At 47.6% G+C, this 13,150-nt stretch carries 7 protein-coding genes, 1 tRNA gene and 1 pseudogene; 2 read left to right on the forward strand and 7 right to left on the reverse strand.

Annotation, left to right across the window (positions count from 1 at the left end):
* Window positions 1–93 precede the first annotated feature (93 nt).
* The 3 genes from IE092_RS01775 to adhP all read right to left on the reverse strand — a co-directional run bounded on the left by IE092_RS01775 (window position 94) and on the right by adhP (window position 4,420).
* Entirely contained in the window at window positions 94–2,322 is a 2,229-nt protein-coding gene (locus tag IE092_RS01775) for an ATP-binding protein (protein ID WP_189355288.1), read from the reverse strand.
* Window positions 2,323–2,385: 63 nt separating this feature from the next.
* Window positions 2,386–2,877, reverse strand: coding sequence for a cache domain-containing protein (locus IE092_RS01780; protein ID WP_189355289.1), 492 nt, complete (start codon window positions 2,875–2,877; stop codon window positions 2,386–2,388).
* 517 nt (window positions 2,878–3,394) lie between these two features.
* A complete protein-coding gene (adhP, locus tag IE092_RS01785; protein ID WP_189355290.1) occupies window positions 3,395–4,420 on the reverse strand; it encodes an alcohol dehydrogenase AdhP in 1,026 nt (341 codons plus the stop codon).
* Window positions 4,421–4,735: 315 nt separating this feature from the next.
* On the opposite strand from adhP, the gene IE092_RS01790 reads away from it, so the two are divergent.
* On the forward strand, window positions 4,736–6,109 hold the full coding sequence (locus IE092_RS01790) for a M16 family metallopeptidase (protein WP_189355291.1): 1,374 nt from the start codon (window positions 4,736–4,738) through the stop codon (window positions 6,107–6,109).
* 296 nt (window positions 6,110–6,405) lie between these two features.
* Here IE092_RS01790 and IE092_RS01795 read toward each other — a convergent pair whose 3' ends face one another.
* The 4 genes and pseudogenes from IE092_RS01795 to IE092_RS01810 all read right to left on the reverse strand — a co-directional run bounded on the left by IE092_RS01795 (window position 6,406) and on the right by IE092_RS01810 (window position 10,893).
* On the reverse strand, window positions 6,406–8,211 hold the full coding sequence (locus IE092_RS01795) for an ATP-binding protein (protein ID WP_189355292.1): 1,806 nt from the start codon (window positions 8,209–8,211) through the stop codon (window positions 6,406–6,408).
* Window positions 8,204–9,412: a hypothetical protein gene (locus tag IE092_RS01800; RefSeq protein WP_189355293.1), complete on the reverse strand. Its 1,209-nt coding sequence runs from the start codon at window positions 9,410–9,412 to the stop codon at window positions 8,204–8,206. The genes IE092_RS01795 and IE092_RS01800 overlap by 8 nt, the downstream gene beginning before the upstream one ends.
* Window positions 9,413–9,558: 146 nt before the next feature.
* Window positions 9,559–10,486 (reverse strand): annotated as a pseudogene (locus tag IE092_RS01805) (IS5 family transposase).
* A gap of 317 nt (window positions 10,487–10,803) precedes the next feature.
* Window positions 10,804–10,893: transfer RNA gene (locus IE092_RS01810), tRNA-Ser, on the reverse strand.
* Between the two features lie 173 nt (window positions 10,894–11,066).
* Here IE092_RS01810 and IE092_RS01815 point away from each other — a divergent pair.
* On the forward strand, window positions 11,067–12,914 hold the full coding sequence (locus IE092_RS01815) for a GGDEF domain-containing protein (RefSeq protein ID WP_189355294.1): 1,848 nt from the start codon (window positions 11,067–11,069) through the stop codon (window positions 12,912–12,914).
* The last annotated feature ends 236 nt before the right edge of the window (window positions 12,915–13,150 follow it).

Below are 13,150 nucleotides of genomic sequence, written 5' to 3' on the forward strand. Positions count from 1 at the left end.
TTTGCCGGATCAGATAAGTCTTTTTGATCAACGCCAGGCGGTGACAAACTGTACCAAACAACGCACCAGGCTCTGTGCAGGTGGTCAGAGCGTTCAGGCATTCGCAGCGTTAGACTTGACTGGTGCAATTTTCGGAATAATCAGGTGAAAACGGGTACCATGACCGGGCTCACTTTCCAGCGTCACCCTTCCCCCGAGCACGTCCGTCACCAGGTTGTACACAATATGCAGCCCTAATCCGGAACCACCCTGACCAAATTTGGTGGTAAAAAAAGGATCGAATACACGCTTAATATGATCCTGTGGTATGCCAATGCCATCGTCACTGAATCTGATTTCAACCTGCGTCTCATTCAGCAAGCGCGCCTGCAATTGCATCGTTCCCTGCGTACGCCCTTCAAATCCGTGAATAATCGCATTATTGATAATGTTACTCAGGATCTGAGAAATGGCTCCCGGAAAACTGTCCATGCAAATACCGTCGTCCAGATCCGTCTGAATCTGATATCCGGTTCGCTTATATACCGGCTCCAGTGTCAGCAACACTTCCTCGATGGTTTCCCTGAGTTGAAAGACACGACGCTGATCACTCGACTGATCCACCGCAACCCGCTTAAAACTGACTATCAGTTGCGCTGCGCGCTGAAGATTGCGCAGCAGAATATCCGCCCCTTTCCCGGTATCTTCCACCAATTGCAGCAAGCGGCTTTTTCGTAATTGTCCGGTTTGAATTTCATCCACCAGTCTGCTGGTATTTTCATGGATCGTGCTGGCAACCAGCAGGCTGTTACCAATCGGCGTATTTAATTCATGTGAAATGCCGGCCACAAGACAACCCAGTGCCGCCATTTTTTCAGAGCGGAACATCTCCTCCTGCATCACTTTCATCGTGTTCAGTGCGTGCTCTAATTCAAGGTTAGTAGCAGCAAGGCTGCGTGTACGCTCAGTGACTTTCTCTTCTAACTGAATATTCAAAAGCCGTATCTGCAACTCAACTTCCCGTAAGCGGGAAATATCGATAGGCGAAAAAATCAGTAATTGTTCCGTGTCCGACGTAAAACTTTTCGACGAAATCTGACAAATGCTGACATTGCCATGATGATCACGCAATTTGACTTCGAACTGCCGGACAACGCCACTTTCAAGCAAGCGTTGATGATGAAAGCAGGCATCCTTAGGGTTATCCCAGATATTCAGATCGTCCAGTGATCTGTTGAGCACCTGATCCAGGGAATAACCCCATTGTTGCAGCAAATTTGTATTAATCGCGAGGATACGTCTTTCATGCAGGCTCAGCAGCGCCAGCGGTACCGGGGAGTTTTCAAACAAGTGCGTGAATTTCCGTTCACTCTGCATTAAATGCGCCTGCGAAGCCAGCAATGAACGTTCAGATTCATGTAACTGACGGAATTTTCGCCACAATAAAAATGCCAGCGTAACAACCAGTAAAATCATCAGGCCCGCAAACAAAATCCGGTTCTGACTTCGCTCCCGCCACGGACTCATAATGACATCAATATCTCGTGCGAAGATAGAAATGACCGGATAATCGGCAAACTTCCGGTAAATATAGAGACTGGTTTTCGTATCTTTGTCACCGAGAAAATCCTGCAGCTCCAGCATTCCTTCCTGCGGCGCGTCTTTCAGCCTGAGAACCACCGGCGACTTCGACAGATCCTGTCCGACTTCCTGCGGATTAAAAGGAATGCGGACAATCACAACACCTTCATTGGTAAACAAGGAAACTTTGGCTTTGCTGTCCCGGGCGACACGCTGATAAACATGATTAAAAAACGAAACGCTGATATCGGTACTGATAATCCCCAGATAACGGCCATCGTCCAGAAACACATTGCGTGCCACCGGTACGACCAGCTCTGCATCGTAAAATCGCTGAAACGGACGTCCGAGTATGGTTTTCTTTTCCTCTCTGTGTTTCAGCAGATACGGGATATATACCCGGTCATCCGCATCAGTCTGGTACGCGGGGTAATCAATCGAACTGACCCACGCCTGACCGTCCGGATTGACAAACTGCAGCGCTTTGAAGGTACTGTTGAAGGGTTGCGCTTTGGTAAGGATTTGCCGGATCAGATTGTCATCAATTTTATTGCGTTTGCCTTCATTCACAATTGCATTGACGACGCTGTCCAGGTTGCGGTCGGCGTCACGCATGGTTTGCAGCGCATGCTCTTCCAGCAAACGCACTGCAATCAGGCCATGCTGAAACTCAGAATCGACAGTGAGCTTACGGTCCTGCTCAATTGCCCACCAGGATTGAAAAACGATGCCAATAATGATCAGGCTCGCAAAAAGCAGCAACAATGAGGCCGTTGTCTTTAAAGAAAGCGCCGCTTTTTTCATGTAAATCAGAAAATTTGTCCGTTATTGATAAATGCCGGTGCCGATACAAAAATCTGTTCCGGGCACACGCTCAACATAGCCCTGTTTTGGCTCAACCTCTTTCGTTACCGGATTAGGCCAGCGATAGCGGGTCCAGCCTTTGCCATCCTTACTCTCGAAACAGGCTTTAACCAGATCCCTGATAATAAACACACCGTCAATATCACGCATATCCAGCATCACTTTTCCGCGAATTTTGGGATTTTTACCATGCACAGATTGAAACCCGTTTCTGTCTAAGGTGTAGACATAGAGATCCCCGTGGGGATTGATTGCACTTTTACTATTAAACGGACTATCAAGCCGGTTGAATTCAATGATCGCTTTATCCACCCCGTTTTCCTGAATATAGCTTTGCGCTTTTGCAATCAGTTGTGTCGCCATTCGGGCATCGCTGCGTTCCAGCGCCCGCGCAGAGATAAAAGGCGTGAAAGAGATAAGGAACGCCATTAAATAACGTTGTGAACGCAACATATATCACCCCGAAAAGAGAAAACACCCGGATTTCATTGTAATAGAAAAAACTCCGGAATCATGGCGAATACACCTTGCTGCAGATAAAACCACCAGCTTTTTCCCGTTTTGCCACCACAGTGCAACATACCCAGGCCCGCCTCCCCGGACGCATACAATTTCCATGCGAAAAAACCGCCAAACAGTCACCCACCCTGCCACTGCATACACCGCCCCCCCCCAACCGCGCCCCTTACTCCGAAAACAGCCTGAATGCGGACTTCAGCATAGCAATCCCGCTCTCGCCGGCAGAATGCGCGGCTTTACAATTCGAGTTTATGCAGATCACTGCACAATCATCCGCAATACAAGCGCCGTCATGCCCGAAAACACCACCTCACAGCCGCGCCGCTACATCATCGATCTGTTTAACACGCCACTACCGCCATCAATGCAAAAACGCCCGGTCGGGCGTTTGTCATTTACAGCTTGCTTAAAACGCCGGCCCACCAGTAAACAAGCGGGCCTGCACAGTTTATTAACGTAAATCCAGCACGATACGTCCGTCTATCTTACCTTGTTCCATGCGCTCAAAAATCGCATTGATATTGTCCAGCTTGTCCCAGGTAAAATGCGCCGCTACTTTGCCTTCAGCAGCAAACACCAGCGATTCTTCCAGATCCTGACGGGTACCGACAATCGAACCGCGCACGGTAATGCGTTTTAACACCGTGTTAAACACCGGCAGAGAAATATCGCCCGGCGGCAAACCAACCAGCGCCATCGTACCTTTGGCACGCAGGAAACCGAAAGCCTGCTCCATCGCTTTCGGCGACACCGCCGTGACCAGCGCGCCGTGTGCACCACCGGTAATGCGCTGTACATCCGCCACGGCATTGATACTGCGACCGTCCACCACCATATCTGCACCCAGCTTTTTCGCCAGCACCAGCTTTTCTTCATGGATGTCTGCAGCGATCACGTGCATCCCCATCGCTTTCGCGTACTGCACCGCCATATGACCCAGACCGCCGATACCGGAAATCACCACCCATTCACCGGGGCTCACTTCGGTTTCTTTCAGGCCTTTATAGACCGTCACACCGGCGCATAACACCGGCGCTGCAGGGCCGAATTCCAGACCATCCGGCAGCAAGCCCACAAAATTCGGATCTGCCAGACCATACTGCGCAAAACTGCCATTCACCGAGTAACCGGTATTCTGCTGCTCACCACACAGCGTTTCCCAGCCGGTGCGGCAAGGCGTGCAGCAACCGCAAGCCGTATGCAGCCACGGCACGCCAACGCGGTCACCCTCTTTCAGACGCTTCACACCCGCACCCAGCGCCGCCACATAGCCAACACCTTCATGCCCCGGAATAAAAGGCGGCGTCGGTTTCACCGGCCAGTCACCATTGGCCGCATGCAAATCCGTATGACAAACCCCGCTCGCTTCATATTTCACCAGAATCTGCCCCGGCCCCGGCGTTGGCACCGGTACTTCCTCAATCGACAGTGGCTTACCAAATTCACGTACTACCGCAGCTTTCATCATCGTCGCCATTTGAACTTCCTCCGCAAAACAAGTGAATAAATGACCTGCCGGTCATATGGGACTTAGTATGCGTATAAAGTGCGAAGGGGTATTGATGGAGGTCTAATGATTGAATCAATACAAAGTGCAACTTTAATTACCTAAAAGTATTAATACTGCACAAGTATGGATATACTGACTAGTTTTCAAAAACACAATTCCAATAACCAGTGCCGTCATTTTAATAGATGCCCGTCCTTGAACGTTTGACCGATAGTGCACATCCGGAATACGGTGAGATTCATCAATCCTGCAAAACTCAATGAATATTTAAACAGGAGAAATATGCGTATTTTGTCTATTGTCGTTTTCTCATTCTGGCTGATCGGTAATCAATGTGCATGGAGCTCGGTTACTCAGCAAGAGATGCTCACCTATGTCGGCGAGTCACATGGTATCCGTGAATACAAGCTCAACAATCAATTACAGATTCTGCTGAAACCGGATACAAGTAGCACCGAACTAGCTGTCAACATGATTTACCACCACGGCAGAAAAAATGAACAATTAGGACTAACAGAGTTAAACCATGTCCTGGAACACTATCTCGTGCAAAGAAGCGAGGAAACGCATAAGAACAATCACCCTGATTTGAAATTCAGAGGTACAGGAATTACTTCCAGCGACTTTACCTACTATCGCTCAGTTCTGAAAAATGAGACAGATCTGGCTCCTTTCATCGAAATGGAAAGAGAACGCATGAGCCAATTCAAAGATCATTTGCCTTACCTGAGGCAATCTGTCGATGAAGTAGACGAAGAGCTCACGGCAGCACATCAAAATAAAACTTACACGGAATATTGCCTGATGCTGAAAGATCTCTTCAGAAACGAAGCCTATGGCGTTAATCCAGTCGGCGAAAAACAAGACTTACGACGCATCACTCTGCAAGATCTCAAACAATACTGGTCTGAACACTATCGTCCGGACCGCGCCACCCTGTTGATTGCCGGCAATTTTGACTTACCAAGTACATTAGCACTGATTACAGAAAAATTTTCCAGCGTTCCACTACCGCAGCAAGTGTCAAAAAAGTTCGAATATCAACAATTGCCACAGTTTGGTGAAAGGGAATTCATCATCCGTAAACACGATGCCAAACCCGTGGTGTGGGTCGGATACCGTGTACCACAACTAAATTCATCGGAATACGCTGCGGTATTGATGGCAGGTACATTCATTTCTCCGACGACGGATACCAGCATTTGGCAAAAGTCCTTGCTGGATGCAAAAAAAGCTGAATCCGTCGACGCGTACACTTTCCCATTCGTACACGGCAGCGCTTTCATGTTGAGGATACGCTTGAGTACAGAACAGCAACTCGCGGAACTAAGAAAATTTCTGACACAGCAAGAAAAAAATCTGGCTTTGCAGGTGACGGATAAGATGATCAACGCACAAAAAGCAGAGCTATTGGATGATTTGAACAAAAAGGACATATCGCCAAAACAATTTGTGGAAAGTATTGCACCGCATGTTGTCAGTGGGGACTGGCAAAGCTATTACCGCTTACGTGACGAAATTGAGAATATGAATGCGGTGAAATATCGTCAAAGTTTGCAACGCTGGTTTAGACCAGAAAACCGAACTCTCGGCATTTTCCTTGATCCGCGTGACAGCCAGCCTTTGACTACGCCGAAACCAAAAAGGAACGGTTAGGCAAGGCGTGAAAATACAGCGCCGCCGAATTGAAGCATCAGATGGCGCAATGACAGCAAACAAAAAAGCCCGTCGTTTTCACGACGGGCTTTTTATGAGGGGGGGGTGAAGTCGAATAATCTACTGAAAACCGCATGAATAAAAGGTTTACGTGTTTTGAGATTGACTCATGGATGCAACCATGGATGCAAAAAGAATTTCTCAATTACTTTCCTGCCTCCATGCTTGGTTTGGTACTTCGAGGTATCGCACAAATTACTTGGCAAACAACCTAGTTGATCAATCAAACATGCGCATTAGGCGTCTGCTTCCTTTCTCCATCGTTTTACGACATCGTTAAAATCAATTACACGCCAATTGGAATTCCATTCAGTATAAGTGTCAATGCTTGCCGATTTTGGTTCCGGACAAGGTGGAGGAAGTTGAACCAAACTTGGCATAAGAACTGCATCACCAACAATGAAAGCCTCACCCTGCCTTAGCGTTGGCAACAATTCAACTAGCTCGCTAGAGCTGTCGGGCAGCAATGCCTTTATATAGTTTTGGTCTGCTTTATTGGTTAATCTAAGTGATAAAAAATTATTGCATTGGGAAAAAATGGTATCGGAAACTTCCGATGGACGCTGACTAACAACCATGAGACTTAACCCATATTTCCGACCTTCTTTAGCAATTCGTTCGATCGATTTTTTTGCCGCTTTGTAGTCAGCTCCTCCGGTCTGAGGGATGTAATTATGAGCCTCTTCGCAAACGATCAAAAAGGGGATGTCATTTTTAAGATTCTGAGAGTGCCTAATTTTAGAGTAGTGAAAAGCAAAATCAAAAATCAGCCGCGAAATTAGACTTACAGTAATGCTCAACACCTCAAAAGGAATGCCACTTAGATCGACAATCGTCACATTCGATTTGTTTAAGTACCCTAGAAATTGTTGTAGTACTTTTTCAAAATCGTCTGTTTTTAATTCTGCGCCGGATGCGTCCGTGGGATTAAGCAAGAAGCCAAGTCTTTTATCATTGATACGCGTCTCCAAACGTGAAACGAAACGGTCGAATTCACCGTTAAATCCTCCCTCTTTTGACACCTTCGAACCCAGAATTTTATGAGAAGAATTTCCAGTTGAGGCTTCGAATTGAATGGGATCCCACAACTTGTTTTCGGAATATTCAATGTCTTTGATAGGGATAGAGGCAAAATAATTTTTTGAATCTTTCTCGTACACCGTTAAGTTGTTTTTATTTTCAATATAGTTGAATACTTCTTTTATCGAAAAGTAAACGGGAGTGTCATACGTTATTTTTTCTATTTTCGGATTATGTCGTTCTTTGTTAGCTATAACTGCTCTCTTAAATTGAGAAATTTGGTTATGCTTGTTTTGTTCGCCGCTCTCAATAAAAAGCGCTTCCAACTCCTCTGAGTTCATCAGCCAATAAGGGATTCGCAACTTATCAACATCGAGAACGTTCAGATTGAATTTCTCCGAATCGCTAATAGTGAATGCAGAAGCGTACTCCGAGTGGATATCGAATATTAAAATATGCGAATTCTTTTGGGTTTCTGAATACTCGTTTTTGAAATTACTAATTCCGACTGCACCTTGCAACAAACTCGCCACAGTACAAGACTTACCTGATCCAGTGGACCCCACAACGCCAATATGTTTACCAAAAAATTTGTCACCGTCGACGTAAAATGGCACGTTCTCGTTACCCGATAGCATTCCAATTTTAAAATTGAAATCGGCTGTGTTTGAGAAAATTACTGCAAGATCGGACTGACCAAAAACATATACTGACTCCGTTGGTACCGGCAATACTTGACTACCTCGCACAAACGTAAATTCTGTGCCCTTCTTTATCAAAGCCCCGAGGGGATTAGCATCCAAAACAAATCGCCACACCGCAGTGCTACCTTCATCCTTAACTATCTGGGTACTGGTAATATTTTTAATTGATGCGACGGCGAAGTTATGATTTCCATCTTCAATTTTCAAGAATTTCCCAACTTGCAATTGCGATTTATTTCCTTCGAAGTACTCCAGCCCCTCAATCTCAATTGAGATCTTGTCCGGCGCACTGGAAGTTACATATCCAATTTTATTCATGGGTTCCTCTTAGTTGCATAACATATTCAAGCTCCTTGAAACTTGATATACCTAAATGAATTACATTAACATCCGAGACATCAAGGTCAGTAGGAATTGAGTCACATACACAAAAAAGGTCTTGGCTCCTCCTATAATTCAATGGGGCAATAGTCGGGCGAGTATGCAGGAGGCGAAGGTCGAACTCACGCTCCCTTATTTTTCCGCGAGCTTGCTTTGTAATCGGTTCTCTAAATAATTCCGTAATTTCAAAGTTTGAGCCAACCATGCCCGTTGTAACCTTTACTTCCTTTCGAAATAAGCGAGATTGAATGTCATTTATCCCCGATATGTCTTTCTCGATGGCTATCAAAGGCGTCTTATCGTGCGACGGTTTTGTATGGTATTTTTTCAGATAGTTGCAAACAAAAATGACAATTTCGTCGTCAAAGTTATCTATTGCATCTGGCTGAAAATAAAAAAACCGTTCACGACTATTCTGTGAGAGACCTTCGGAAAGTTGTTTTCTCACAGCTTCCAAAATTTTCTTCTTGTTTCTCGATGCGAGTACCCATTTCGATACGGCTGTTGCATTAGCTGCTGACAGATAATCATAGAAAATTCTTCGAGTTATCTTTCGATCCGACTCTTGCTTCAAACTCGAAAGTTTTGCGACGCGATGTATTGCGTTCGGATAAAGTACGCAATCCACATCAGCGTCGTTTAATCCGAGCGTGCGAAGGGCGTTCATTGCCTCTTGTTCTAGTTCATCAATAGACGGCCCAAAATCCAGAATCACATTATCTAGAAAAGTATTTTTATCGAACGGACTAATAATCCGAGCGACAATTTTTTTTAGCTCTTGATCACCTGTCGCCAAAGCGTTTTCCAATGTTTGCGCCGTGATTTTGCGCTCACCTTGTGCCTCTCCCGGTACATGTACGAATATCCGATAACTAATCGTTTTTGCAGTTGACTTTGAGAATGTTTCAGCCATCTGGAGTAGCGGCTTGAAGATCAAACTTTCAGAAAATGTCGAAGCAGCTTCATGATATTTGCATTGGACAGCTTTCAATGTGCCATCCAGAGCTTCAATATCAATGTCTTCTACCAAACCTTCCACGGTAATTATTTCCCCTGCAGTGGCACCAACAACCGAAATTATTGTTTTATTAAATTGATACAAAAAACCTTTAATCGTGCTGTCAGCCGTTCGCTTCATATCTCTCCTCGCCTCATTAAAGTATCAATCGCGTACAAAAACGAGAATAACTTATTTAGCAATATTTTGTGAATGCATTTTTAATATCAATAGGCGCTGTTGCACAAATCCTGAACAGGTCGGGACTCACTTTTCCCCAAACCGATTTACGCCACCGCCGCCGTGCATGGACGACCCAGCATGCTGAAGCGATTCAAGATGGCAGCACGCGCTTGCAGCTCTGCCACTTGTCCATCGAAGCACAGAACCATCATCCTTTCACCCAACCGTTTGAACCAATACATCTTGGTTTCCACCAAACTGCGGCGATGATAGCCGCTCCAGCGCTTCCAAATCGCCCGGCCCAGTCGTTTGGTTGCCCGTAGAATCTCGTTCCGAGCCAGCACACCCAGCGATCTTCCTTTCCACGATCTTGCATTCTTGCGAGTCGGAAAGCATCCACTTGCACCCCGCGCGGCAATCGCTTCATGACAGGCCTGAGTATCGAAAGCCCCATCACCGCTCACGCAGCTTATCGGCTCATCGGCCGGGATCTGCGCCAATAGCGAAGGCAGCATTTGCGCATCGCCCTGTCGGTTGTCAGTCACCTCAATGGCGCGAATCTGCAGGGTTTGCGCATCGATGCCCAGATGCACTTTGCGCCATTGCCGGCGATATTCTGCGCCGTGCTTCTTGGTTTTCCACTCACCTTCGCCCAGCATCTTGATGCCTGTGCTATCCACCAGCAGATGCAGCGCACCTGAGCTTTTCTGGTAGGGAATCTTGACCTGCAGCGTCTGCTGCCGCCTGGATAGCGTGCTGAAATCTGGGACACTCCAGACCCGCCAGCTTGAGCAGGCTTTGGATGAAGCCGATGGTCTGCCTCAACGCCAGTCCAAACAGGTTTTTGATGGGCAGGCAGAATTGAATGGCGGCATCGCTATAGGTCTGCGTCCGTCCGCGCGTACCGCGTGGAGTGGCCTGCCATGACATGTTTGTGTCCAGCCAGACGGACAGAGAGCCGCGTTGGATCAGAGCTTGGGTGTGGGCTTGCCAGTTGGTAGTGCGGTAACGTTTCGGAGCGGGCTTGGTCATGCCACTATCTTACCAAGCCTCGCTAGGGAAGGATTTGTGCAACAGCGCCGGTTGCCGCTCGCCAGTTCAATATCTGGAAAATTGGATGAAGAAACAAAATCAAGAGAATTTGGCTGCATGACATTCACTTGATGGCTTACTAAATATCAAGAGACGCGCAACTGACACGGTGGAGGATAAAAACTCACAAAGAGCATTGCCTATGACAGGCAAAGTAAGTGATCTTTGCTCTCACCGTTAATGGCATACTAAGTGGCATACCGATTGACTTAAAAAACAAAAAAGCCCTTGAAAATCAAGGGCTTATTGCACTAACTTGGCGGAGAGGGGGGGATTCGAACCCCCGATAGGTGTTACCCTACGCCTGATTTCGAGTCAGGTACATTCAACCACTCTGCCACCTCTCCGGCTTGGGTTGTTCGCTTTTGCGAAGCCTCGCATTATAGCAAGACATTGCCCGCAATTCAATCACGCCTGTCTTTTTCCGTTTGACTGTGCAGAAACCACTGCTGAAATATTGCGGTCATAAAATTTACATATAGTTTTACCTCAGAGAAACAAGTTTCGGATGGGGTTGGTTATGGAGAGCACATTGTATGCACAAGACCGTGGTGTGCTTCAGGATTTACTGAATTCGGCGGCGATCAGCAGTGCGGCTGCGCAGCCGTCTTTGCATCAGCATCTGAAAGATATCGTTCGCAACCGCCAGCTTACCGCCCGCTTCCAGCCGATTATCGAAATGAGCGATGGCTCCATTCTGGGGTATGAGGGGTTGATTCGCGGCCCGTCGGATTCGCCTTTGCATTCGCCGATCAATTTATTCAAAACCGCGGCTGATTTTCAGATGACGGTGACGGTGGAGCATTTGTGCCGTCAGATTGTGATGGAGCAGTTTGCGGCGCAAAAGCTGCCGGGCAAGCTGTTCTTAAATGTAAGCCCGGAAACGCTGATGCAGCGCGATGCGCGTTACGGCGAAACGCTGGAATACATTCATCATCTGGGTATTGCGCCGGATTCTGTGATTATTGAGCTGACAGAAAATCAGCCTACGCATGATTACGCGCTGCTGGCGGATGCGGTCATGCATTACCGCGACATGGGTTTTGAGATTGCGATTGATGATCTGGGTGAGGGTTTTTCCAGCCTGCGCCTGTGGTCTGAGCTGAAGCCGGATTACGTCAAAATTGACATGCACTTTATTCAGGGCATACATCAGGATCAGGTCAAAGCACAGTTTGTGCGTTCGATTCAGTCAATTGCAGAAAAATCCGGTACCCGTGTGATTGCGGAAGGCATAGAAACACATCAGGAATTGCTGGCACTGCGCGATATTGGTGTGGCTTGCGGTCAGGGCTATCACATCGCCCGCCCTCACCCGCGCCCGACGCATTCGGTGTCTGCGGAGGTGGCAAAAGTGCTGTCAGCGAATCAGTGGGCGCAGCGTAAAAGCACGCCGAAGGTGCAACATACCTTAATCGAACGCATTCTGCGCGATGTTCCGTCGATTCCATCCACCATGCGCAACCGCGATGTTGAGACGATGTTTCTGGAAAACCCGAAACTGCAACTGATTCCGGTGGTGGATGACGGTGTTCCGGTCGGCATTATCAACCGCTATCGCTTAATCGACAGTTTTGCGCGGCCGTTTCAGCGTGAGGTTCAGGGGAAAAAAGCCTGCAAAATCTTTATGGATGAAAATCCGGTGATTGTGGATCGCGGTACGACGATGCAGGAAGTCAGCCAGATCATTGTTGAAGCGAATCCGGATCATCTGATTAACGGCATTATCATCACCGAAAACGGTCAGTACGCCGGCATTTGCACCGGCCCGGATCTGATGCGTGAGATTACGCAATTGCAGATCAATGCAGCGCGTTACGCGAATCCGCTGACGGAATTGCCGGGCAATGTACCGATCAATGAGCATATCGACGAGTTGCTGGAAAAAGAAATCGCGTTCTGCGCCTGCTACTGCGATCTGGATCATTTCAAACCATTCAACGATGTGTACGGTTATCGTCGCGGTGATGACATCATTCAAATGACCAGCGCCCTGTTAAAGCGCCATTGCGATCCGAAGCGGGATTTTATCGGGCATATCGGCGGCGATGACTTCATTATTCTGTTTCAGAGCGACGACTGGCATCAGCGCTGCGAACAGATTCTGACGGAGTTCGCAGAAGATATTCAAAACTATTACAGCCATGAAGATCTGGAGCGCGGCGGTTATCTGAGCGAAGACCGGCAAGGCACGCGGGTGTTCTGCCCGCTGATCAGTTTGTCGATTGGCGCGGTAAAAGCCAGACCGGGTCAGTTCTACACCCATCATCAGATTTCGATTGCGGCAGCGGATGCGAAGAAGCAGGCCAAGAAAGTGCGTGGCAATAGTTTGTTTGTAGACCGCCGGCAGGATGGCGCGCCTAACTGAGCGAGGATCGTCGTCTGCGGGTGTGCGCAACTACAGGTACTCGCAGTTTCGCGGACACAATTTGCCAGTCATAGTCGAACCGGACGGGCTTTCTGATACCCGCAATTGTGCACAGATCGTCATTTGCCATTTACGGAGAGCCGGACTTTCTGCCGACGACCGCCGGATCGCTATGCAAAACTCCGCATTTGAGGCATTTTTGGCCTGAAAATGGCTGTTCGGGGACTGCCCGGCAG

It is taken from the genome of Cognatundibacterium squillarum (assembly GCF_014652435.1).
GTDB classification, from domain to species: domain Bacteria; phylum Pseudomonadota; class Gammaproteobacteria; order Burkholderiales; family Burkholderiaceae_D; genus Undibacterium; species Undibacterium squillarum.